The sequence below is a fragment of the Novipirellula sp. genome (genome assembly GCF_041583735.1).
Taxonomy (GTDB): domain Bacteria; phylum Planctomycetota; class Planctomycetia; order Pirellulales; family Pirellulaceae; genus Novipirellula.
The window spans coordinates 1-26,106 of record NZ_JBFHFD010000007.1; the positions used below are offsets into that span (position 1 = coordinate 1).

Annotated in this window: 12 protein-coding genes, 1 pseudogene and 1 riboswitch; of the genes and pseudogenes, 5 read left to right on the top strand and 8 right to left on the bottom strand. The window is 54.7% G+C overall.

Annotated elements, in window-relative coordinates; genetic code table 11:
* On the bottom strand, positions 1–5,836 hold a 5,836-nt coding region (locus ABX962_RS01355; RefSeq protein ID WP_372715901.1), incomplete at its 3' end, for a DUF4465 domain-containing protein.
* Positions 5,837–5,918: 82 nt separating this feature from the next.
* Complete coding sequence (locus ABX962_RS01360) at positions 5,919–6,800, bottom strand: DUF1559 domain-containing protein (RefSeq protein ID WP_372715902.1); 882 nt, start codon at positions 6,798–6,800, stop codon at positions 5,919–5,921.
* Positions 6,801–7,032: 232 nt separating this feature from the next.
* A riboswitch (cobalamin riboswitch) is annotated at positions 7,033–7,322 on the bottom strand.
* 135 nt (positions 7,323–7,457) lie between these two features.
* Here ABX962_RS01360 and ABX962_RS01365 point away from each other — a divergent pair.
* The 3 genes from ABX962_RS01365 to ABX962_RS01375 all read left to right on the top strand — a co-directional run bounded on the left by ABX962_RS01365 (position 7,458) and on the right by ABX962_RS01375 (position 10,555).
* Positions 7,458–8,294 (top strand): 3-deoxy-manno-octulosonate cytidylyltransferase, encoded by an 837-nt coding sequence (locus tag ABX962_RS01365; RefSeq protein ID WP_372715904.1) that lies wholly within the window; start codon positions 7,458–7,460, stop codon positions 8,292–8,294.
* Positions 8,295–8,356: 62 nt separating this feature from the next.
* Positions 8,357–9,997, top strand: coding sequence for a CTP synthase (locus ABX962_RS01370; RefSeq protein ID WP_339936787.1), 1,641 nt, complete (start codon positions 8,357–8,359; stop codon positions 9,995–9,997).
* Between the two features lie 51 nt (positions 9,998–10,048).
* A complete protein-coding gene (locus tag ABX962_RS01375; RefSeq protein ID WP_372715907.1) occupies positions 10,049–10,555 on the top strand; it encodes a DUF1844 domain-containing protein in 507 nt (168 codons plus the stop codon).
* 162 nt (positions 10,556–10,717) lie between these two features.
* Here ABX962_RS01375 and ABX962_RS01380 read toward each other — a convergent pair.
* Positions 10,718–11,012, bottom strand: a pseudogene (locus ABX962_RS01380) (DUF1559 domain-containing protein); the annotation flags it as partial.
* A gap of 50 nt (positions 11,013–11,062) precedes the next feature.
* On the opposite strand from ABX962_RS01380, the gene ABX962_RS01385 reads away from it, so the two are divergent.
* Positions 11,063–11,152 (top strand): hypothetical protein, encoded by a 90-nt coding sequence (locus ABX962_RS01385; protein WP_372715943.1) that lies wholly within the window; start codon positions 11,063–11,065, stop codon positions 11,150–11,152.
* 22 nt (positions 11,153–11,174) lie between these two features.
* Here ABX962_RS01385 and ABX962_RS01390 read toward each other — a convergent pair whose 3' ends face one another.
* From ABX962_RS01390 to ABX962_RS01410, 5 genes are all read right to left on the bottom strand, one after another.
* On the bottom strand, positions 11,175–14,198 hold the full coding sequence (locus tag ABX962_RS01390) for an FG-GAP-like repeat-containing protein (protein ID WP_372715909.1): 3,024 nt from the start codon (positions 14,196–14,198) through the stop codon (positions 11,175–11,177).
* A gap of 451 nt (positions 14,199–14,649) precedes the next feature.
* Positions 14,650–15,828 carry a DUF1559 domain-containing protein gene (locus ABX962_RS01395; protein ID WP_372715911.1) on the bottom strand — a complete coding sequence of 393 codons (1,179 nt, stop codon included), beginning with the start codon at positions 15,826–15,828 and terminating at the stop codon, positions 14,650–14,652.
* A 324-nt stretch (positions 15,829–16,152) separates the two neighbouring features.
* A complete protein-coding gene (locus ABX962_RS01400) occupies positions 16,153–16,341 on the bottom strand; it encodes a hypothetical protein (RefSeq protein ID WP_372715913.1) in 189 nt (62 codons plus the stop codon).
* 500 nt (positions 16,342–16,841) lie between these two features.
* A complete protein-coding gene (locus ABX962_RS01405) occupies positions 16,842–18,515 on the bottom strand; it encodes a hypothetical protein (RefSeq protein ID WP_372715915.1) in 1,674 nt (557 codons plus the stop codon).
* Between the two features lie 681 nt (positions 18,516–19,196).
* Complete coding sequence (locus ABX962_RS01410) at positions 19,197–22,025, bottom strand: FG-GAP-like repeat-containing protein (RefSeq protein ID WP_372715917.1); 2,829 nt, start codon at positions 22,023–22,025, stop codon at positions 19,197–19,199.
* 718 nt (positions 22,026–22,743) lie between these two features.
* Here ABX962_RS01410 and ABX962_RS01415 point away from each other — a divergent pair.
* Positions 22,744–25,830: an FG-GAP-like repeat-containing protein gene (locus ABX962_RS01415; RefSeq protein ID WP_372715919.1), complete on the top strand. Its 3,087-nt coding sequence runs from the start codon at positions 22,744–22,746 to the stop codon at positions 25,828–25,830.
* Positions 25,831–26,106 lie beyond the last annotated feature (276 nt).

Sequence of the window (26,106 nt, forward strand, 5' to 3'; positions counted from 1 at the left end):
AGCTCGTCGCAGACCAAGTTAGCGCCGAGGGTTCCACCGCAAACTGCGTTGCCGCAGGCAAGGACAGGGCGGTCGTTATTTCGGGTTCTGCCGGCGGCGTTTCGATGGTGCTGTTCAGACGATTGATCACGTTCAGTGCATCCAGCGCGGTGACCTTGCCGTCGCCCGAAACGTCGTAATACATCCCAGTAAAATCAGCGAGCGACTCGATCACTGGCAGCCCCGATTGTCCTTGCAGTGGCAATCGGTTGATGATCGTCAGCGCGTCCGACGCCGTCACCGACCCGCTATTGTTGACGTCCCATCGGTCTCGCGAATTTCGCCACGGCGAATCGCTGACGACCAAGATCTCAACCCCTTCGAACCGAAGCACTTGGGCGAACACGCCGGAAACGAAGGTCGGGTCCGCAAGCGTCCAATCGGCATTCGCGGTCAGTTGCGACACACCGATATGGAGCACCATCGAAGTCCCAGGACCAAACGCCTGAGCCATTGCGTTGGCATCCAAACTTAGTACTTTTGCTTCCGTCGTCGTGATCACCACTTCTTCGAAACCGCTGATCTGGTTCGCCAGGAAAGCGGCGAGATCGATTTCACTTTCCGAAAGTGTCACGGTCAAGCGATCAAACCCATCGCCGCCATCGATTTTCAAGGTCGACAAACCGCTCAGCGTGACGGTGTCGTTTCCACCCGCCAAGTCGAGCGTAATGGCTTGATCCCCCACGACGGCGGCATCCACACTTAGGTGCTGAGTGCGATCGTCGCCCACCCACTGCAATCCGTCTTCCGCATCCGTCAAGGCAAAGGTGTTCGCGGAATCGAGATCACGAATGGCCAACACGTCATCTTGGCTGACCAATTCGATATTCTCGATCGCGACTTCTTCGATTGACAAGGTCAGCAAAGCCGATTCGGCAGCGGCAAACCCAGCGTCCGATTCCCCAGGGACCACCGACACGACGATCGAGTGGGACTCGTTTTCTTCGATGACGAAGTCAGCGACGCCGGTCACGGTCACCGTTTGTGGAACATCCCAGTTGTCGCTGGTGAACACTAACCGCGTGTTATCGAGCGTGTAATCACCCGAGGTGGATTCGGCGACCGCAAGCACGACATCGGTCGCCGGCTGTGCCGTCAAGCGAACTTCGAATGTATCGCTCGTCCCCAATTCACTGACTTGAGTCGTACCACCACTGGCCACGAGTTCGATTTCCGCGACCTCATCGTCGTCGACTTGAATTGTTCCCACCCCGTCGACGAAACCGTCGGCGGCGACCGTCACCTCTTCGTCACGATCACCGTCAAGCCGCACATTGTTGATCAAATCAATCGTGATCGATGCCGAACGTTCGTTTGCGGGAATGGTGATTGTGGCTGGCAGATCGAGACGAGAATCGACAACGCCGCTGAGCGAAACCAGCAGCGACTCAGAAATGTCCAAGGTATTTCGCGACACGGTCAAATCAACAGCGGCCTCGCCGCCATCTTCGCTGACCGCAGCAGCCGAAAACTCAATCGACAAGCCCGGCTGGTCCACTTCGGTCAGCTCGATGGTGGCGGTCGAAGGCAAATAGCCAGTCGCCTGGACCGTGAGCGTCACGGTTTGGTCCTCGCCCGCCAATCCGTCCGAGACGACGTCGCCGGCGAAAACAACCGAGCGGCTGCCCGCAGGAATCGTCACGGTCGTGGGCAACACGATCCCGCTGGCGGTTCCGACATCGAGCGACACTTCGATCGCCGAGTCAAGATTGGCATCATTTCGTGAAATCACTCCCGTGACTGCACCGACGCCAGCGTCTTCGGCGAAGGCCAATTGATCAAGCCACAATCCGACCTGTTTTTCGTCGTCATCGACCACGCTGATTTGCCCCGGCACTGACGTGTAACCGTCCACCGCTGCGGAGACGGCAATCGCTTTGTCGCCACTGGCGACACCGTCGTTAACCACATCAAACGAGAACGGCGCGACAGCACTACCGGCAGGAATCGTCACCGTGGTGGGCAATAACAAATTGCTCGAGGGTTCGGCGTTGATCGTCACCACGAGTGGATTCGACAAATCATCATCGTTGCGATGAACAATGCCGTGCCCGGCAAGCTCGGCAGCGGGTTGGACACGAACATCATCGACCGCAAAATAGGCGGGAGTATTCATTCCAAACGCTCCGACGTCCGTCGAGGCAACGGACAGTTCGAGCCGATCCGCTGCGGCGATTTGCGTCAAATCGACCTTCGTCCAATCTTGGACGATGTAGTCCCGTGAATTATCGATAAAGCGATAATCGGCAAGATAGAATGTGACCGTTCCGATCGACTGGTCGCTCGCATCGAGTCCCTCGATCGTCAACAACAAGTAATCGGGATCGTCGCCCGATTCGCCACCAAACTTCTTGGCAAAGGCATCCCCTTGGGTCATCGACAATGCCGCATACGTTGTATTGGTGACCATCAACGATTCGAACAATCCGTCACGGTTCTTTTGAATGACTGCGGCCGAGCTTCCGGTTGCTCCGGTGCCCACCGCGTAGGTTGACGATCCATTCGCACCGCTTCCCGCAAACGCACTGAACTGGTTTGTGTAACCCGCCGTGGTTTGGTCGGTGGTGTTTGAGAACGCCCAACCGGACCATGAACCCCAGGCCGGATTGTAATGATTGGCAAACACGAGGTCTCCCGATTGGAAGCTTCCCGCACCGTCTTGGCCTTTGTAAAACGAATTGTCGACCAGTCGTTGTCCCGCATCTTCAAAGTCCGCGTTGGCATTGCCAAGCGACTCATTCAGCTCGTTCGAACCGAGCGTGACCGTGAGCGTCGACTGATCGTTGTCTTGGACGGTCACCGTCGTTTCACTTGATAGCGAATCGGCGGTTGCCGCAATCGTGACGACCGCATCGCCATCGACCACGATGTCATCAACGATGCTCAGCGGCACCTCGACGGAGGCTTGTCCGGCGGGAATCGTCACCCACATCGGAACTCGCAATTGACTTGCATCACTGCTGGTCAGTCTGACGTCGAGCGGCTCGGACAAGTCCATTTCTTGCCGCGACACGGTGATGAAAGGAACCGGGTTGGCGGGATCAATCGGCTGGGCGATCACAATATCGTCGACCGCAAAGTAGGCAGGCGTGTTTATCCCAAACGAGCCGACGTCGGACGAACTTAACGCAAACTCGAGCTTGACGGCGCTGCCGAGTGACGACACATCGACCACCGTCCACTCGTCAACGATGTAATCGAGCGAGTGATCGTCGAAACGAAAATCAGCCAAATAAAACTCGACCGTTCCAACCGAATCACCGGCTTCGTCCACGCCTTCGATCGTCAACAGAAACCAATCGGGATCGGAGCCATCGGCGCCACCAAATTGCTTGGCAAACGTGTCACCGTTGGCCATCGACAGCGCGGCGTAAGTCGTGTTGGTGATCGACAACTGCTGGAACCCGACACCGTTATCGCTGTCGCGAGTGATGCTAGGCAAGTCGGCGGCGTAGCCCGACGACACCGCGTACGTCCGAGACCCGTAGGCTCCGGCACCCGCAATTGCACTATATTGATTCAGGTAGCCGGGCGTCGTTGTATCGGTCGTGTTAGAGATCGCCCAACCGGACCAGGAACCATACGTGGCGTTGTAGGCGTTGTTCAGCGTCAAATTATCGCTGACGAATTGCCCGTTACCGGATGCACCATTGTCAAAGGATTCGTTGCCGAGTCCGACGCCTAAATCTTCAAATCGAGTGGTCGCAGCAGCATCGGATTCGCTGTAGGTGCTGTCGCTTGCAGTCACACGAATCGCGGGTTGGTCATTGTCAATCACCTCCGCCGAACTTGGCAGTGAAAGGAACCCCGTCGCCGTCGCAGTGAACTGAACCGTGGTCGTTCCATGATCGATATCGTCATCGATCGCCGCGATCGCGAAGGTCGCAGAGGCGGCCCCTGCTGAAATCGTGACCGTCGCAGCAACCGACGCGATCGTTGGCGAGGAACTCGATAGCTGGACCGTCAATGCTTGGGTTGTATCCGCATTGACACGCGTCAGCGTTCCAGAGACCGTGGTGCCTTCGTTAATCGCTTCGGCGGCCACCGACACGGTCAAGGTGGGAACCTCGTCGTCGATGATCGTGATCTCGCGAACCGCTTGCAAGTCACCTGAGGTTGCGGTGATTGATGCCGCAATATCGCCATTGCCTTGGTCGTTATCGGTCACCCCGATTGCGAAATCGACGAACGCTTGGCCTACGGGAATCGTCACGGTCGGCGGGATGATCAGCCCGGCCGTGTCACTAGAAAGACCGACCGTCATCGCGGCGGACAAGTCGTCTCCGCCGCGTGTCAGCCGGCCGGTCGTCGCAGCGGCACCGGCGTTTTCGACAATCGCATGGTCCAACACATCGACTGCGATTCCTGGGGTCAAAAAGGACAGTTCGTCCATCGCAAAATAAGCGGGGGTATTCATCCCGAACGCGCCCACATCGGACGAGGTCACCCAAAACTCGAGCGAGTTCGCGTTGGACAACGAACTCAAATCGACTTCGGCCCAAACATCCACGATGTAGTCCAGTGATGAATCGTCACTGCGATAATCGGCCAGATAAAAATCGACGGTCCCAACACTCGCTCCCGAGTCGTCTTTTCCTTCGATCGTCAACAGGAACCAATCAGGATCCGTCCCCGATGCACCACCGAATTTCTTTGCAAAAGAGTCACCGTTCTGCATCGACAAGGCGGCGTAGGTCGTATTGGTGATCTGGATCGACCGCAACGCCCCCGCATCCTCGGGTAACGTGACCTTTGCGACATCGTCACCGGTCGCTGAGGCAAAGGCGACACCGAAGGTGGATGAATCATTCGCACCGCCCCCGGCGATGGCGCTGAATTGGTTGCTGAACCCTGGGGTCGATGTGTTGGTTTCGTTAGAGTACGCCCAACCGGACCAAGAACCATAATCAAGCGAATAGGCGTTGTTAAACTGAGCCTCGTCGCTCGTGAATTCCCCCTTGGTAACCTGGTCACCAAAAGGGCCCTCGCTGGTCGTGCCACCGGAAACGGGCCCGTTCCAGTGCGACTCGGGTGTCAGCGACTGACCTACATCTTCAAATCCAACCGACGAAACCACATAGGGTGCTTGGTTGATCACCCCGATGGCATCGAGATCAAACCCAGCGCTGCCAACCGTGGGATAGGGATCATAAACGGTATCGCCACTGGAATCGGTTTGCGATCCGTCACCAACGATATCAATCAGACGAACATGGCTGATTGCACTGACGTCCAAATCCGCACTGATGCCCGCCAATTCATTCAAATCGAAGGGGGTTCCGAATCCTTGCCGATACTTTCCGGCAAAACCATCAATGTTTGTTGGATCAACGCTGCCAAAACCATTCACGGATGAATCGGTCAACGAGTCAGTATCAAAGCGAAAGAAGTCGGTGCCGTTGGAGGAAACTTCGACGAAAGCGAGTTCGAGAAACGTATCGGTCACGCTGTTTTCGAAGACGGCAAAATCGGGTCCCAGTCCATCGCGAATCGGAATATCAAACTGCAACGTGATTTCGCCGCCACGGCCGAGCGAGACGATATCGAAACTGGTTCCGACCGCGGGTCCCAACGCCTTTTCGGGGGTCTGGAACGTCGCGCTGACCTCGGAACCGGGGGCGTATTGTTTCCAATCGGTTGCCCAGGCGACGATCGCGGGATCGTCCATCGCGATCGCCGTACTGCCGAATTGGCCCGCCGCAGGTGCATACGGCCCGGCGGCCAACAATCGTCGATCCTCGAGTCGTTCGGTAATCAGTCGGCGGCGACGGCGGAGTTGGTTTGTACGTTGACGCATATTAGGTGTTTATCGTGTGGAGTTTATCCATGTGCGGAAGCTCAATCTCGAGCGTCACAGGATGTTGCAAACAGTGTAAAAATCAAAAATCAGAGACCACTTCGTGACCCGCACGCGTGCAAATTGCCGCTAACACAGTCAGATCCATGCTCTCGTTGAGGAAGCGAACCGATCCATCGGCAAAGGCTGCATTGACGCCTTGCGGATGAAAACTTCGCATGTCGTTTTCAAAACTGGGCGCTTTGTTGATCGGGAAGGCTTGATCAAACAAGTTCTTTCCGTTGATCCATTGGCCATCCGGAAAATCAGCGTCCTCGGATACCACGACGGTCGTCGACGTGCCGTCCAAGATGTCACGAAAACGCATCGCTCGGTCGTAAATCATCACGCCCGAGGGCGGATTGTTGGTGCTCAAAATTCGTTCACCGTAGATGCCGCCGTAATCGGTCACCCCGCGACCTTTTTTCAAATTGTCACTGCGAGGTGTCGAGGGACAGATGAATGTCGAAATGACCGATGCTGCGGCAGCGGCGTTTTTCGGATCGTCGTAGGGAACGCCGAAATCAATCTGCTGCCAAACTGCGGTCTGTTCGATCTGCGGTAACATCATCGCCGACCAAGCGAACTCTTTGCCCTGGGGCCACAGCGGGCGAGGCTGGATCACCCCGATGGGAAATTGGTTGAACGCGGCGTGATAGTTCTGCAGTCCCAGCCCGATCTGATGCAAACGACTGTGGCACTGCATCCGACGTGCGGCCTCGCGAGCCGCCTGTACCGCCGGCAATAGCAATCCAACAAGGGTTCCGATGATCGCAATCACGACCAACAACTCGATCAGCGTGAAGCCGCGTTGCTGGCCGCAAGATCTTGATCGATTTATTTGTGAGCGTGAAACCGACTGCGGATGACAGACGCGAAGCCTATCCCACAGCGGGTTTGTTCGTCCACAATCGAGGAACCTCATCGACGTACCGCCAACGATTTAAAGGGGAAAGACCGAGTGGATATTGCCGGATATCTACCGCTGGGTTCGCAGACGCGAAGGGCAGGGGAGGGTCGCCGACAGCATTCATGCCTAGGAAAATCAACAACAACGGCTCGCTGCAAAACGCCTTTTGCACAGCGAGACGGTCCGATCGTGACGCTAACCTCACCCAAGAAGGTTTTTCGAGAATCGCGGCGTGGGCAGCGAGTTCCAAAGCATCCGGTGACGCGGTAGGTCTTCTGACTTAGGATGCATGCCAGCTTCTTCCGCCTTCTCATTCCCAAATTGGCCGACGCCCGATGGCGACAAAGGCGATTTGAAGAACAATGGCACGAAAGAGTGAGAAGTTGGCGGTTCGCGAAAACGTCACCAAGAGCGACATTCCCTCGCGAACAACATCCGTTACAGCGGCCGGGCCGTCTCGGAATTTCACCGAAGTTCCCTGTTTCCGCAAAATCCAAGATCCGTTGACTTTGCGGCACCGCTCACCGTTAATTGACGACTCTATCTGCTTGCCAAATCATTGTCAAACGCCCAAGTTGCAAGGTCGCCCCCGTTTACCTTGACCCACTTTTGACGGGATCATGAGAAACGTGAGTATGAATTTTCGCAAAACACGAGGACTTCGGAATTCTGATGAACAATCGCTGCATGATCGTCATCCCCGCTCGCCTGGCATCGACTCGACTCCCCGAAAAACTGCTTCGCAGCGCAGGGGGCAAGTCGATACTCCGTCATACCTGGGAAGCCGCATCGAAAGCCAGCGTTGCCGACGCCGTGGTGGTTGCGGTCGACGATCCTAAACTTGCGGATGAAGTAAACTCGTTCGGCGGCCGATGCGTGATGACCCGCGTCGATTGCCCTAGCGGGACCGATCGGATTGCCGAAGTCGCCGTCCAATTTCCTGATTTTGATGTGTTCATCAACGTCCAAGGGGACGAGCCCGAAATTGACCCCGCGACGGTTGACCTAGTCGGCACGGTGCTGATCAACGATGCCCAAGCCGATATCGCCACGATCGGAACTCCCATCCGAAACGAGTCACTGCTGCACGACCCGGCCTGCGTCAAAATTGTCGTCGCGGCGAGTGGGTGCGAAGCGGGGGGTGGGTGCGAAACGGGGCAGAGCAGGGCAGGGCAGGCCAACCAACCGCCCGCCCATCCTCAATTCGCCGGTAACGCGATTTATTTCAGCCGCGAGGCGGTGCCACATTGTCGCGGCGGAATTACCCCCGAAACGCTGGCGATGGAACCGCCGCTGTTTTGGCACCACGTCGGCTTGTACGCCTATCGCCGCGATTTTCTAGAGTGGTTTTCCAAGCAACCGCCCAGCCCGCTGGAGCAATCCGAGCGGCTCGAGCAACTGCGAGCGATCGAAGCGGGCAAGCGAATCGTCGTCGCACGCGTCCAATCGGCCGCGCCGGGCATCGACACCGAAGCCGATTTCCAAGCGTTTGCCGAGCGGATTCGCTAAAAGCAATTCTGCAGCTTTGCGACGACTTCCGTCTTTTTCCCATTTGGGTATGATTTCGTTCCATGACGAAACACATTTTTGTAACCGGTGGCGTTGTTAGTTCGCTTGGCAAAGGCTTAACCAGCGCCTCGATGGGGATGCTGCTCGAGCAGCGAGGGTTGCGGGTCCGCATGCAAAAGCTGGATCCCTACATCAACGTCGACCCAGGGACGATGAGTCCCTACCAGCATGGCGAGGTCTACGTCCTGGATGACGGTAGCGAAACCGACCTCGACCTGGGGCATTACGAGCGGTTCACCTCGGGCCGACTTTCTCGCGATTGCAACTACACGACGGGCCAGATTTATCTGTCGGTCATCGAAAAAGAACGCAAAGGCCAATTCCTAGGCAAAACCGTTCAGGTCATTCCGCACATCACCAACGAGATCAAGTCGGTGATCAAGCGAATGGGGGGCGACGACGTCGACGTGGTGATCACCGAAATCGGTGGCACAGTCGGGGATATCGAAAGTCTGCCGTTCCTCGAAGCGATTCGTCAGTTTTCGCTCGACGTGGGACGCGAAAACTGCCTGTACATGCATTTGACGCTGGTGCCTTACCTAAAGGCCGCCGACGAACTGAAAACGAAACCGACTCAGCACTCGGTCGGCCAATTGCGTGAAATCGGGATCCAACCAGACGTGCTCGTGTGCCGCTGTGAACATTCGATCAGTCGCGATGATCGCGAAAAAATCGCGTTGTTCTGCAACGTGCCGGTCGAAGCGGTGATCGAAGAGAAAGACAAAGATTTCTCGATCTACGAGGTTCCACTTTCGTTGGTCGACAACAAACTTGATGAATTGGTTGTCAAGAAACTGGGACTGCCGGCATCGACCCTCGACATCTCGCCTTGGACCGACCTGCTACACCGTCTTCGCAACCCTCATCACGAAGTCTCGATCGCCGTGGTGGGCAAATACGCCGAGCACAAAGACGCCTACAAATCGATCTATGAAGCGATCGATCACGCAGGCATCCACAACCACGCGCAAATCCGTGTGGGACGAATCCAAAGCGCCGATATTGAACGCGAGGGCGCCGAGCGACTGCTAAGCGGCTATCACGGCATCTTGGTTCCTGGTGGATTTGGCGAACGTGGTGTCGAAGGCAAAGTGCAAGCGATCCAATTTGCACGCCAGCGTGGTATTCCATTCTTGGGCATCTGTCTGGGCATGCAGTGCGCTGTAATCGAATACGGCCGCAACGTGGTCGGACTCGAAGCCGCGCACTCCAGCGAATTCGACAAAGACACACCGTATCCCGTCATCTGCTTGCTCGACGAACAGCAAAACGTCACACAAATGGGCGGCACGATGCGACTGGGCAGCCAACCCACCAAATTGGACCGGCACAGCATCTCGGGCAAAGCCTATGAAAGCGACCAAGTCGACGAACGCCATCGCCACCGCTACGAATTCAACAACCAATATCGCCAGCAGTTTGAAGCCAGCGGAATGCGTTTTGCGGGAACAAGCCCCGATGGCGGATTGGTCGAAGTCGTCGAATTGCCTGATCACCCATGGTTTGTGGCCGTTCAGTACCACCCTGAATTCAAGAGCAAACCACTAAAGGCACACCCGTTGTTCGCAGGATTCGTCCAAGCCGCAGTCGACCGACGTCTGCAGCGTGAAAACAAAGAAGCGCCCAGCGTCAGCCAACGATAGAAACAACTGGAATCAACGTCCCGACACGTCACCGATTTCAAAGGTATTGCCATGAGCGACCCCAACGACAAAAACCCATCCGAAGAACCCAAAATCATTGTCGACAGCGACTGGAAAGAGCAGGTCGCTAAAGAAAAAGAGGCCGCCAGTGCGAAAGCGGCGGCCGAGTCCGACAGCGGCAACAGCGAGCCGTCAAAGCAGGCCCCCGACGACAAACCGGTGACGGCCGAGAAAACTGCACCAACCACCGACGCTTCCGCAACCAATGAAGCGGAACAGGGGGGTGAACACGCAGCGATGCAAGCACCGCCTCCGGCATCGTTCGAAGTACTGATCTCGATGCTGTTCACTCAAGCAATGGCGACGCTGGGCCAGATCCCTGACCCCGCCAGCGGCGAAGCCAAGGTCAACAAACCGTTTGCCAAACATTACATCGATACGATCGACATGCTTGGCGAAAAGACCAAAGGCAATCTCAGCGACGATGAATCCACAATGCTCTCTGAAGCCCTTCACGCATTGCGGATGATGTACGTCAACACCAAAGCCTCGTCGTAATCCGCCTCTCCCCCAACGCCTCGTGAAAACCATCCGTCTACTTGCCACCAACGTGGACGACGGCTTTACGCACGTTGCGCCACCACTTAAATCACGCAACAAAAAAGCGGATCGACTCATCGGAGCCGACCCGCTTTCTGCTTGAACGAAAAACCAGCGTGACTATTCGAGCGTCTGTGTTTCCTCGCCCATCGCCGTCCCTAGCGCGCCGCACAAACCATAGCGACTGGCCATTCCGGGAACGATGATCCCTACCGTCTGATTACCGGCCTCGGTCGAATCGGTGATGAACTTCACCGCGCCGTCGCCCATCAACACATGGGCGACGCCTTGGTACCGGCTGAGCGATGATCTCGCGGCGACCTGCATCACACACAATCTCGCCACCCATGATCGTGTTGGACAATCCATCGAGCGTGTCACGGAAACCGGTCACGCGGCGTGTCTTGAACATCCCACCAGCCAACGCTTGTCATTGGCTGCGGCGAATTTGACGCCCCATGTCAAATCGAAGTCCGCTGGACCAGCGGCCAAGTTCAGCAACTCGACAGCATCCCCCTGGATCAAGTGATCACAATCGAAGAAGCAGCACTCTAGCGGGGAAGGTTGGCCGATGCGCTTATCGCTGATGCAGATCCGAATCCCCTTCGACAATCAGATACCGCGCGTTCGCCTCGATCCCGCTGAATAATTGCGTTTCCCCAGAGGGCCAGACGACGTGAACAGCATCGACCTGTTCCGCCAGGCCGATCCCAAAGTCAACGACGGCTTCGCTGCTGCACAAAAAGCCATCACCCGCGATGACCCGACCGCTCCAACTCTGGTCGCCACATTGAATCTTGACCACCGCACCAATGGCATCTCGCTCGCTTGCCGTCCCCACCAATTCAAACTGAATGGGAACGCTCGATTGCGTCTGATTTTCAAGTAGAGCAACCGGCGCATCCAAATGATTTGTAACAAGATCTGGCTTGGAGTCCCGATTCCAATCGAGAACCGCCATCGTACGACCGAGTGTTGGCCTAGACCAATAGTCTTTCCCATCATATTTGTGATCAACAAGCTGAAATCCATCTTGATTGCCACGAAACAACTGTGGCTTCATTTGATACGGTTCACCGCGATGGCGATGATCGGCGAGATGACCGTTAAGCACCGCGAGATCAAGCCAGCCATCGCGATCAAAATCAACCGCTTGCGTCCCCCATGCGACCGTCATCCGAGTTTCGGGATAAAGCCCATGCGTAGAACTTGCATTGACAAACAAACCACTCGGCTGCTGCAAATAAAGATCCGACGCCTGATTCCAAAAATTGGTCACATGCAAATCAAGCTGCCCATTGCGGTCAAAATCCCCGCTGGCGATCCCCATACATCCTTGACGTTCTCCCTGAATCCCTGCGGCGCAGCCAAACACCGACGCTGATTCAACCAACCGACGGCTTGGCTGGAGCGATGTTTGCAGATCCGCACTAGCACGGCCCGAACGACGACGGGATTGATCGTCGGTCGACCGCTGCTCAACCCAGTAATGGTTGAACCCGGTGTCATTCGCAATAAACAACTCATTACCAGGCACCGAATCAATACTTGAGATAATAGCTGCGAATCCATAGTTCGGCTTTGAATCCATTCCCTCACATCCGCGGTACGCCGAAAAACCACCCTCGACATCCACTTGCCAAACGCGATCCACCGCAGGCTTAAACACACTTGGGTTACAAATATCTCGCATAGGAGAACAGTAAATTTCCATTGCCGACGGATCATCGACGTAATTGACCTCAACGATCTCGGGCAGATGGTCTCCACTCAAATCGCCACACGCAATCGAACTCGTCCAATCACCTTGTGAATTGACCTGTGGCAATTCGCTTTTCGCAAAGGTGCCGTCCCCATTGTTCCGGTAAATCATATTTTGGCCGATATTGGCGACGAGCAAATCAGGGAACCCGTCTTGATTGATGTCCGCCGTCGCAATGCCTTGCCCATATGCAAGGTCGCCTGTTTGCGACCGCTCGCCACATTCCTCAAATTGCTTTCCACCTTGATTGCGAAACAGTGCATTGGGCTTGGAACCAAGCGGGTCAAACGCCTCTCCGCCACCTTGTGCGAGGTACAAATCGGGCCAACCATCCAAATCAAAGTCAATGACTCCAATCCCTCCACCGGTCATGTGGTGCAACAGATTTGAATCGTCCGATGGATCATCTCCATTGTCGTATTGGAAGTTCAACCTCACACGATCCGCCACATCCACGAGCCGAATCTCAGCCCCCAACGCCGTGGGGCTTGGTGATGCACCGGATTCAAGGCTGTTGGATCCCCGACTCGCCAACGACTGGGACGACGGCAACGGCCATTTTTCTAAATCGATATTGCAAACCCGTTTTGCAGCAAACGCATTCGAACCGGCCCCGTGTGCAAGCGACGACAATTGTTGCGAGAGAAGTTGCAGCTCATCATCGCTTGCAGCATACCGCTTCCCGGCAACCATTTGCCATGCCATCGCTTCATCACGTCGCCCAAGATCCACGAGCAACTCTGCCATTCGCTTTAATTCCTCAGGCGTTCCAGGACGAGCAGCGAACGTTGACGCAATCTGCAAGGTCTCGCTCAATAGCTGCAACTGCTCATTCACACAGTTCGCCGCTTCGGTCTTTCCTAACAATGTCAATGAACGCATCAGGGCCGACAGTGCGCCGCGATTCGTTTCGTCACGAGCAATGGCTTCCCCTAAACATCGCACCGCTTCACGATGTTGTCCCTGTCGCTGCAGCCACAATCCAATCGCGTACCAATACTCGGGCTCGCGGCCGATCCCCGGAGGCAGTTGCCCGAGCAAATCGGCAAGCCTCTGGTCTTCTGACAATTCGGCATAAACACGTGCTGCGAATGCAGCAACCGCGGTCGAATCGGGATCCTGCAACACCATCCCCTGCACCGACCGGAGCGTGCGATGGACGTCACGGTTTGAATAGGCCTGCCGAGTCTCCGCCAGCGGGCTGGCGATCCAAGCGTCCTGGCGAGACGCATCGCTAGAGGATCCATCGATCACAGGACGAGTTCGATCGGTCAGCGAAAACAAGTCTTTTTCGCTAAAATCGCCAAGCCGCAATAATGTTTTTCGATGAGAAGCCGCTTCAAACAAACGCCCCTGCTTGTCCAACACCGTCGCGATTCGCCGATGCCCCTGAGCGGCATCGGGCTCGAGCGACAACATCTGCTGGAGACGCTCGATCGCGTGGTCATATTGCTGCAAATCGGCCAACCACCCCGATGAAACCCAAAGGGCTTCGCGGTACGCGTCCGCGTCACTTTCGCCGATGCCGCCGACAAGATTGACGGCAGCAAGTTTGTCGCCAGCGGCCGCTTCGCATTTTGCCGCGAGCAAAAGGACAGCAGGATTGTCGCGATCCGAGATCATCAAGGGCCGCAGCTCCGTTTGCGCCGCAACATGATTCCGCTGATCAAGAAACGCTCGAGCCGCCGCAAGACGCTCGTCCATGGTTTTTGCTTTTGACGAAGCGGCACTTTGTTTCAACTGCTGACGCCGAAGAAGTTCCTCCGACGACACTCCGGTGTCGCTACCACCACACCCAGCAGTCGCTGCTGCAATCAGAACAACGAACAGATACGGCATACATACTCGACACTCTCGCAAATCAAACTTTCGATTGTGAGTCGAGAAGCAATTAAAACGCTTCGAAGAACGGAGCCAGCAACTAACATGTTTCATCGACGTTCGCCTTGTAATATAGCCATGCCCGCCCCTTCAACCAGTAGCAATCGGCGCCATGGGAACGCTCTCTCGAAAAGACTCGCGAATTCCCTCAAGACAAAGCAATGATACCTTTGTCTCTCATTGGGCAAACCGTTGTGGGAGCACGGTGACTCATCTAATCGTCGAGACAATAAACGGAGTATGAACGCGACTTAGAAAGCCACGCAATTTTGAAGAACCGAGCTGTCCTTGAATCTTCGAGTGTCCTGCCTACTTCCGCGAGGCACAAAAAAAACGGACGTGACCTAGGTAGTCACGTCCGTCATCAAATAGCAGCAAACTGTGCTAGCTTAAAGCACTGTAGCCCATATCAGAATTCCGAGCCAATCGTCTCTGCATTTGCGTGGGTTCCCAGGGCTCCCCACAATCCGTAGGGACTTGCCATGCCCACTCCATCGTTGGCGCCCAGACCATTTCCTGGATTGGCTCGGCCAAATGGAACGTGGCTCTGATCGCCCGCTTCAATCGATTCAGTGATAAATTTCACGGCGCCATCGCCCATCAGCACATGGCACCCGCCCTGGTGACGGCTAGCAGCAGAGTAAATCCCGAAATTTCCCTCACCGCGGCAAACATTGTAACCGTTCGGTGGGCGAATGGTGACGAAGGTTGTGTACGTTTGCCGACCATCACTCCAACGACGTCCGCGTTGGTGATTCGGGTTACTATCCCAGTTGGCTGTCGTCGACCAAAAATTTGGTCGATTGGGGTCAATGACTCCACTGGTTTCGTAAGAGTTCGGCGAAACGGAGGCCACGTTACCGTCCCGGTGGATGCTGCTGAAAGTCTCTTTCTGGCTATTTCCGACGACGATTTCACCACACATGATCGTGTTGGAAAGACCGTCGAGAACATCGCGGAAGCCAGTAAAGCTTCGCCCATGAAACGTTCCGCGAGCCCAGCGATTGCCGGCCTCTGCGCCCCAAGTTCCATCGCCACTCGAGTTGCCATTATTGTTTTTGCCATTGTGGTGCTGCTCGAAGAAAGCGTCTCCTTCGCAGGCAGCATAATTCGTGAATGCCACTTGGGTCGCAGTCGGCTGCGTTGGATCACTCGGACAGCGGTACGAATTGACTTGCGTCACCCAAGGACGGTAATCCGCGTACCAGGGACCGGGCCCCATTGGAGGCCAGACAGGGCTTCGCGGTGTGCCATCTCGGTTAATATTACTGGGATTTGAAATCTGCTCCCAGAGCGACTGTTGCTCGATAAAGGGCAGTGTTCCAACGAGAAACGAGAGATTAAAGCGGTTGCTTTCCCCCCCCAGCTCATATGTACCACCACGCTGCATGGGCAGCTTGTCGTATGCGGAGTGATAATTGTGCAGCCCCAACCCCAACTGTTTAAAATTGTTACTGCAACTCATGCGGCGTGCAGCTTCCCGGGCGGCTTGGACCGCAGGAAGTAGCAACCCCACCAACACACCGATAATCGCGATGACTACCAGCAGTTCGACGAGGGTAAAACCCCGCCTCGATTTAGAATTCATTTGTTTTCAGCCTTACAATTAAAAGAAGAGAAGAAGAAATGATTGGGTTTGCGCAACCTAATTGCGCACAGCCCAAACCTAGTGGAAGTTAACAGACCATTGGAGCGTTGTCAAATTTTCCGCTCAAACTTACGGAATTACGTACTTACGCTTCACAGGACGTCCTTACGCTTCACAGGATTTCGCGAGAAATCCTCGAAAAAAACACGAATAAACGGCAGACGGCTGCGACAGACAATTTGCAACCACACACCTGTAAATCAGCCAACCAACCACCTCTCAAAACGGGATAGAATAGCGAAAGGCTGTTTTGTCAGGGAAGAACTAGCTTCCGTATTGCTTTGCGTGTTCAGCTTTCATCTGGGCCTCGTAATCTTCTCTCGCTTGGACCTCATCCTGAGTCACCGGAGGCGCCGAATCAACGTCGTAGGTGGTCCCATCGTTGGAACCGCACCCGGTCAGTGAAATGGTCATCACAAAAAGAGAAAGCAAAAGCATTGAACTGCGGATCATGATAAATTCCTTGGGTTTATTGGCCTTACAAGGCCACAGCTTAAATGAACTTAAACCGCTTTAGAGACTTCACTCGTGCATCACCACTTTATGCAATGAAGTGGGCGCAGCACGAGACAATGGTCTATATAGTCGCATTACTCCCCTCTTGCGTCAAGTCAGCAACTGCTAAATCCAGGGCAAGTCCGTTCTCAAGCACCTCGGATGAGACTCATTGGTGAAACGCTGTGTAACCAAACTCCGGCGAGTTCGGCTACGCGTGTTATTGGTTACGGGTGATACGGTCCGTGTACGACTCGCTCACTGAAATCAATGGGGTGAGCGTGGGCGGAACGCCCACGCTCCTCGACACCAAATCACGCGACGGATATACACAACGCTCGATTGTGTAAAGATAAGCGGTATGGCGCGAGCCGCCCAATGAAGCGAGTCCAGAATGACTCATGCCGTTCCGCTGCGAGAATAGTCAAATTGGAAAACAGAGCTATCCTGCGTCTGAATCATTCTCGCAGGTAGATTGGCCGATGGTTGCGTTGCCCTAAGAGGTCTCGCACGCGAGGGAAGTCAAAACGCCCGTTTTCGTCGACCAGGACCTCTGGCCGCGGTAGGAGTTCTGTGTTTTCGTCGATCAATTTAATGGATTGATTAAAAATCTCCATTCGCTCCCGAGCGGGCGCCAGCGGGTCGATCTCCAAAGCGCTACGCTGCGGCAACGTTTGCAGCGATCGTCCAGCAACAATTCGAATGGCATCATAAGGATCATTGAGGCCGAGCAAGAGAAATGGTTCCATCCAGTCGGTTCCCGATGCTTGCTGAGCAGGTTCCCAGCCCATGGCAGCGATCTGCACCACTCGCTGCGCTGCGTCACCGCGGAGTAGGTGCAAGACCGATGTCGAAACCGGTTGAGAGTCTTCTAATGGCTCCTTGATTTCAAATTCCTGCCCGTACCACTCGCTTAGTTTCTGGCTTACCCAACCAAACGTTTTGTCGAGGTGACAGAGTGAACAGGCATCGGGCCGGTCACTCGTTTTACTGGCCTGAATTGACGGGCTTGAGATATGGTGACTACGGATGGTCTTAAGCAATCCATAGGTGGTGTGCGGCATGTGACAGTTCATGCAGCGACTGCCCTCGGATTGAACTGCGTGATGGGTGTGTTCAGCAATGTTATCTTCATATTCCTGATGACATTGCAGGCAAGCTAAATCACCTCGCATCCCAGGTTTCAATTGGTCGTCACGCCATTCGTTAACATCCCTTTCTGTGGGCGGATGCATGGTGTGACAGGACAAGCACGTCATCTCGCCTTTCTGAAAACAGGGCGATTCGATCAATCCGTTGTATTCGCGCCCCGCAATACGAGGTGTCCCGTCGGACCAAAAACCACTGCTGAGTTCCTCCATCGATGACCATCGCTGAAACGTTTCCGTATCTCGAAATTCCGCGGTGGCCCGAACAACACGCGAGAACCCAACTTCGCTAAGTAATTCGCCCGGGCGAAAGGGATTGCCATCACGCATGTAATCAGGCCGACTGACGACATCGTAGTCAGGAACAAAAATACTGTGACATTGTCCGCAAACGTCGGCGGAAGCCTGCTTGGGAAGGTGTTTGGGATTGACGATCCTGTCTGGGAGCCTGCTCATCTGGTCACTGTCGAGATTCGCAATGGAGAGAATGGCGGACGGATCCGAAGCATGCTTGTGTGCGTGCCCCGCACCCTCGCCATGACATGCCTCGCAGGCGATTCCAAATTCGGTGACTCGAGTATCCCAGTCTTCAGTGAACTCATTAAACCCTTCGGTAGGATGGGTAGCGTGGCAGCGGCTACACGTGCGATTCCAGGTCCCTAGCTCGATAACGTTGGAGTGAACGCTGGGCCGCAAAAAACTGGACTCACGTGGTATCCAACGCTGCTCTTCCTTCAAAAACACGATATCCAGCTGACCGGGAGTACCATGCACATCCGTTTCATACCAAAACACATGCAGATGATGAGACCCGGTCATCAAAACGAGCCGGCGACGTCGAACTTGATTTCCCACCAAGGGATCAGGAAAGCTGACCTCAAAATGGTCGCCATTCTTTTCGAAAACATAAGTTCTGTCGTTGATGGTCACCGTTTGGTTAATGATCGCAGCGGGTGCGGTTTGCTCGTTGACTTGCTGAGTCATCGTCCGGTGATAAGACGAGTGCCATGATTCATGAGCCTCTGCATGACATTTTCGGCAGGTTGTTGAACCGACGAATCCGTTTCCGATTTCGCTCTGAGGCCCCAAAACCGCTGCCGTAAGCGTTGAGCGGGAATTGTTCTGCTGCTCTTTCCGTCCGCTGGCACCGAAATCGCGTGGAAAACTGGGGGAAGAGGTCGGATCGGATTCGGCAGCAGACTCGTCGCTATGAACCGGCGGGGAGAGGCGGGGCGATGCCGTAGACCGATCCACTGCCTCGGTTGCTGGCGTTGACTCCGACAAAATAAATCGAATGCCGATTGCTAAGAAAAGGAGCAGGGCACCGAATGTCACTAAAAAAAGGGTTCGCTTGTTCATTCAACACATATTGGCAGCGGTTTCGGATCACGCAGGAGCACACGCAAAGAGCATCGTTGCGAATCTGATTGTACCATTTCCATCGCAGCATCGGTGCAGGGCACTAAGCCCACCAGCTTCGTGGTCCGCCACGTTCAATTTCCTGGGTTAGCCGCTTCGCTTTTTTGGGGAGCGGGCGAGGGCACGAGTCCATTGGCGGCGACACGACGCCGACGATTTGTAGCTTCGCCGATCACCAATTTGAAAGTTGAGTCGAGATGCGATCGTCGCGTCAAACAGGTCTCTCCAGCACAAGACAATTCAGGTTTATTCTGGATTGCGGCAGTAGAGTGTACTGGAATCTTCGATTAATAGATAACGCGCATTCGATGGCACATGATCGAAGGATTGGGTTTGTCCGCTGGGCCAAGTCACTTCGACACGCTGGAGCGACTCGGCGTGGCCGACGCCGAAATGGAGAACCGGTTCATTACTAACCCTGTACCCATCGCCAGCAGTTCGAAAGGCCGTCCATGATTGGGAATCTGCGGTCACCACGGTAACCACAGCACCAATCGCGTCTCGCTCGCTGCTTGTCCCAACCAGCTCGAGTTGTAGCCAATTCAGCGAATTCGAATTGTTTTGCAAGACCGCCACGGGTTGGTCCAAATGATTTGCGACGAGATCCATTCGCCCATCGCGGTTATAGTCCCATACGGCCAGTGCTCGCCCCAGTTGTTCGCGCTGAAAGTAAGTCCCTGCCACCTCGGGCGGCGTCAGTGCGAAACCGCTACGACTCCCTTTCATCAATTGCGATCGCATGAGAAATGGGATCCCCTGGTCCGTGGCATCATAAACGTGGCCGTTGAGCATGACGAGATCGAGCCAACCATCGTTGTCGAAATCACGTGTTTGAGCACCAAATCCTAACACTGGCATCGAAAGTGCTTTCAATGCGTATTGCGTCGCCTGATCGGAAAAAAAACCAAGCCGATTCTGAATAAACAAATTGACTGGTTCGTGGTAGAAGTTGGTGATGAGCATGTCCAACATCCCGTCTCGATTGAAGTCGCCCGCAGCGATTCCCATGCATGCTTGGGCACCTCCGCCTTGCCCAATACTGCAGCCACGCAACCCCGCTGATTCGATCATTCCAAACCGGTCTTCGGTGTTGTCCACATTCGAGGTGCTGACCCAGTAGTGATTCAAATCACCGTCATTGGCTACGAAAAAATCATTTCCATACTGTTTGTCAAAGTTAGCGACCACCACGCCGAGTCCCAACTTGGGATCGCTGTCAATCGCTCGGAGCGATTTCCAGGTCGAGAAGGTGCCATCGGAATTGCCCTTGAGCACTCGGTCCGCTGCCGTACGGAATCGTTGTGGTTGACAATGTGAATAGTCTTTTGAACATCGAATTTCAAATGCCGTTTTGTCGTCGATGTAATTGACTTGAACCAATTCCGGCAGATGATCACCACTGAGGTCCGCAATCGCGAAACTCGAAGTCCAAACCGTCGGGTTTTCTTGGATTAAATGACTCGCGTTTCGGAAACTACCATCTCCTTGATTAATCAACAGAACCGAGGCCCCCACGTTGCCGAGCAACAGATCAGGGAAGCCGTCTTGATTAAGATCACCAACCGCCACGCCGGCACCATAACTCCGGTCGCCAGTCCTAGTTTCCTCGGTTACTTCGTGAAACGAATCGCCCTGTACTTGGCGAAACAGTTGGTTCGCGTTGGAACCGATTGGATCATTCGGTAAGCCACCGGCCTGCATGATGTAGAGATCGGGCAAACCATCGAGATCGTAGTCCAGCACGCCGAGGCCGCTGCCGTCAACTTGATACGCATAGAAGCCGTCTTCATCAAAAAAACCAGTTTCAATGTCGATATCCAGCCCGCTGGCACTCGCGATGTCGTCGAAGCGAAGAGCGGGCTCGAGAGGTTCAAACGGCCCCGGAACACCCGCTGCCGAATTGTCGCTGGAAGTCGACGCAATCGACATCTTCGGATCCTGAAAAAGCTCATCCAGTTCAGGCATCGGCCAATCATGAACGTCGAAGCCCAGCAGTTTCCTCAACCGTGTCTGGGCGATTTGGTCCGTCGACGCAGAGCCTTCCCATCGTATCACCATAGCGGAACGTCGATCCAATTCAGGGATGATCTGGCCTAGCCTTCCCGCAAGCTGTGCCGAGCGTTTCATCCAGGCCAAAGCTTCCCATGGTCTTGAAAGTTTCTGTAACTCGGTGGCAATCCACATCGCTTGTTCAGCATCGGCTTTGCGGGCTAAGCGAAAAATTTGATCCAAAACCGCCAACTGTTCTCGCAACGCAACCGCTTGCTCTTCCGCTCCAATACTATCAAGCGAACGAATCAACTCTCGTAGTGCTTCGCGGTTGCCCGAATCCAAATGCAATGCTTCTCCATACGCCCGAATCGCTTCCTGGTGACGCCCTTGATGCTGCAGCCAGGCGCCGACGGTACTCCAGTATTCTGGTTGCAACAGCATGTCGTCAGGGAGCCGATCCGACCATAACTTGAGTGCTTGGTATCGCCCATTCTCCACCAACAAGCGTCCGTAGAACGCATGCGCAGCGGCGCTGTTGGGACATTTGTCAACAACCCGTTTCACCGTGGCAATCACATTTCCACGATCGCTTCTGAAATCCTCATATGCCATTCTCATTTTCCCAAGCCAGAACAAGGAAGCTTGCGAATCATCAATGACGGAATCAAATGTCACGAGCGTGAAGGGGCCACGCAAATCGATCAAACTAAGCGTCTCTTCCCAACTGACCGCTTTGTAGCGGATTAACTGTTCAACATGTGTACGTGTTTCCATCCGCCGTCCTTGAGCGTTATACAAATTTACGAGCAAGCGTCGCGAGTCGATATCATCAGGCGCAACTTCAATCGCCCTGAGCAAATTCGCTTCGGCAATCTCATAACGCCCCGCTCTTAGGTTCCAGTCAAAGCAACGAATCAATATCGCCGACGCGTCTTGAGAGGAGAGCTGCGCCAACCGCGTGCCGTAGTCAGCAGCCTCGGCGAACTCGTCACGTCCCGAATGAATCTTAATGGCCAATTCCAATGCCTGTAGATTCTCAGGCGTGTCGCGGAGGATCTGGTGCACAAGTTGCAACGCGGACACAGATCGCCCTTCACTTAGATGACGCTCGGCCTCTTGCAACCGACCCGGCACCGACCCTCGTGACCGTTCCGGCGTCGCTATTGTCGGCGACGGATGATCGGAAGCTTTTTGCTGGCAGCCGGTGAGTGCAATCACAAGCACAAACCAATAGCCCCAGGCAAGTAGATGCCCCGACTCCGATGTGAGACTTCGCTGCTTAGGTGAGTGACGAAACAATAAAACAATGTGGAGAATGTGCGATAACGTTAGATATTCAGTGGTCAGAGCTCTCATAAGTCTCTGTCAAAAAACTCGGAATTGACACGGAATTTTGGCATCGCCAGTTACTGCGAATATTATTTTGACACTCAATTCAACCCGCACGCGAGACCCTCGAAAGAGGGGACACACCGCATCAAGACTTGCCCCCCTGGAACTCAGAAATCAATTAGACTTGTTTGAATTCCCACGTTTGCTTGTTCTTCTCGCTATTATTAGCGAGCCACCCAGCCCCCCCTTACTCGCTCGCAGGGCTATTAATTAAGTGAAAATCGCGTTTACAAATACAACAGGCCGCAAACTACAAAACTGAGCGATGACGACTCGGAGAGTCACCCTACAATGAATCACTGATTCTGGCTGGAGCTTGCCGGTGGCCGAGATTCGACTGAAATAGGGTTGCCGAGAGGTACGAGATACGAACAAACTTCCTTTGAGGATTCACGGATTGGGTGCAGTCGTGAATTTGACTTGCAATACTCTCGCCTCCCAAGCAACCTATTTAATTCCCGCCGCAGATCCGCACATGCTTCCTCACTTGCTGTTCATCAATCGGCGAATTCCGTTGCCGACTCGCTTGGTGCGAGCCATTTTATTGACATCACTTTTGGTGTCAGGATGCCACCAACCCAGCTTACCCGATGTGGCGATTTCAGACACCGATTCGCAGGAATCGAGTCGTGGTGCCGAGCCCACGGTTGACCTTATCGACCACGCCATTAACGCGATGGCACAGGGGCGATTTGAGATTGCTGATCATGCACTCAAGCAGTGTTTGTTGGCAGATCCACATCATCCGAAAGCTTTGGAGCTCTCTGCTGACTTAGCGAACCATCGCGGCAATGCGGGGGCCGCTGCCGTGCTGTACCAATCGGCGATTGACGAATACGGGGCGACTGCGGATCGGCAGTTGTTCGATAAATGGTCCAAGAGTCTGATTCGAGCCGGGCGTCCCTACGAAGCGATCGAAGCGTTGCAAACGCTGAGCGAACGATTTCCCACCGATGCTCAATCGCGTTACGAACTGGCTGGATTGGCGGCGGCCTTCGGAATGCCCGAAGCCGCAGTGCCTGCCTTGCGGTGGCTGGTCCAACGCGGCCAAAGCGATCCCGAATCGCTGCTGGTGTTGGCGGATCCGGTACGTGTGGAACCGGATGTCGATAGCTGCAAAAAAGTACTCGCCATTTCCGGCGAAGATCGTCGTGCCGAATTTGGCTTAGCACGCTTCGATGCGTTGCACCAAGACTGGACCGCAGTTGCCGCACGATTGAAGCCCATCGTGCAACGATTTCCGCAGTTCGTTCCTGCGTATGCCTTGTATGGACAATCGCTCGCCGAACTTGGCGAGGATGCAAAACTTGCTGAGTGGCAAGAATCAGCCCCCAAGTCCGCCGACAATTCGCCACAGTACTGGATGGTGCTCGGTCGATGGGAGCAAACCCGAGGTCATCACGAGGCGGCCGCGAAAGCGTTTTGGGAATCGCTCCGACGTGGTGGTGCGATCTATCCCGAGGCCCTAACGTACTTGCTGGTGTCGATACACCAACTGCAACGCACCGATGACGCCACACGATTAACCCATTTGATCGTCAAGCACACTGAACTTCGTGATGCATTGAAGATCCATCTTGAAAGACGAGATCAGTCGCAGGCGGCTTGCATGCGTGTGGCCGAGGCGATGCTGGCTCTCGGACGGGTCTGGGAAGCCGAAGGTTGGGCGCGAGTCGCCGTTTCACTACCGCAGGAGAAACTTCCCGATTTGCGTGAGCGATACATGTCGATTCGCAATCAACTGGAACAACAAAGCCCGTGGCAATTGCCGGAAATGATGGCTGCATCTCAGGTTGACTTAAGTGATTTGTCAGGTACGACGGCGGGAGATTCGCCCCAACTCTTGGACGCACCGGCATCAACTGCGAAAGGGCAAATTGCGTTTTCCGACCAAGCTCGCCAGCGCAATTGGATCCACATCTCCCTTCCAGCTCCCGAAGTGGGAGGACACTCGATCGAGCAGAGTGTGGGAGGCGGGATCGCCGTGATTGATTTTGATTGTGACGGTTGGCCCGATCTCGCCGCTGCTGCCCTCGATGGCACGGCGCTGCAAAACGACTCATCGCCCAATCGGCTCAGCCGCAACCTGAATGGAAGTTTCGCCGATGTCTCTGCGGCGGCGGGATATCGCGACACCGGTTTCAGCCAGGGTCTTACTGTGGCTGACTATAACGACGACGGTTTCCCTGATCTGTTTGACGCTAACATCGGTCGCAATCGACTTTATCGAAACAATGGTGATGGTACCTTCACGGACGTCTCGGACTCGGCGGGACTCGCTGGGGAACAGTGGACCACCTCCGTCGCAATGGTTGATCTCGATGGTGACTCGATTCTGGATATCTATGAAGCCAACTACTGTGCGGGGCGTGCTCCCTTTGAACGCGAGTGCCGTAACAAGTTTGGCTTGGGGACTTGCTCGCCCTTGATTTTTAATGCGGAACCGGATCGTGTTTGGCGTGGCCATGGTGATGGCACGTTTACGGAAACGACCGACGACTGGATGACACAAACGTCACCCGGTCGGGGACTTGGGCTCGTCGCAGGCGAACTCGACGAGCGGCCTGGCGTCGACGTGCTGGTCGCGAACGACATGACCGTCAATCACCTCTGGTCATCTCAGCCCAAATCACTGCAACCGAGTCGAGGAGCATTCCAATTGACCGATCTTGGTGTCGTACGAGGACTGGGGACGAGCGGCAAATCGCACTCCCAAGCCTCAATGGGCATCGCGGCAGCGGATGCGGATGGAGACGGAGATCTCGATCTGTTCATGACTCACTTCTCGGACGACTACAACACTTACTACGAGCAAGTCGCCCCTGGTTTCTGGAGCGACCGAAGCTATCAGATGGGATTCAGCGAACCATCGATGAAGCTGCTTGGCTTTGGCACTCAATGGGCAGATTTTGATAATGGCGGCGGCCTCGAACTCGTTATTGCCAACGGGCATGTTGATCGAGTCGACCGCGACGACGTGGCTTACCGCATGCCGCCACAACTGTTTTCACGAACCGAGAACGGACGGTGGGAAGAATGGGATCGATCCGCACTGGGCGAATACTTCAGCCATGATCATCTCGGACGGGCAATGGTAACTTTGGATGTCGATCGCGATGGTCGTTGCGATGTCGCCATCAGCCACGTGGACGATCCAGCGGCGCTGCTGGTCAATCAAACCCCCGATGCAGGGCGGTCGATTCGATTGGAGCTCAAGGCAACCCAATCGCCACGCGACGCGATCGGCGCACGCGTCACAGCCATGATCGGGACTCGTAAGCATGTCTCGCAACTGATGACAGGTGATGGCTACATGGCATCCAACGAACGACAGATTCACATCGGATGCGGTCAAGCTGAAACGATTGAAGAGGTGACCGTTTCATGGCCATCGGGACACGTTGAATCCTTCGGCGTGCTGGCAAGTGGACGCGACTACTTGCTTGTCGAAGGGTCTGCGAAATCGCTGACAACGTGGCAACATCCACAAAGGTAATGCCGCAGGAACTTTACCCTCGGAAAGACGTATGATGCGTGTTTTTTGACAAAGCACTAATAAAACACTGAATTTTTGGATTGCTGACTTAAGTACGATTCAGCGGTTGTGGTAGCCACGGCAGCAGCCCGATGGCAGCAAATTAACCGCGTCGTCCGCGTTTCACTGGTCGATCTAATTCACAAATCAACGACCGTTGCCTTTGCTGACTCCATGAACCCCTCGCCGCAGACCACCTTATGGTAACTCGCTTCCGAATCAACCGAGTTTCGAAGG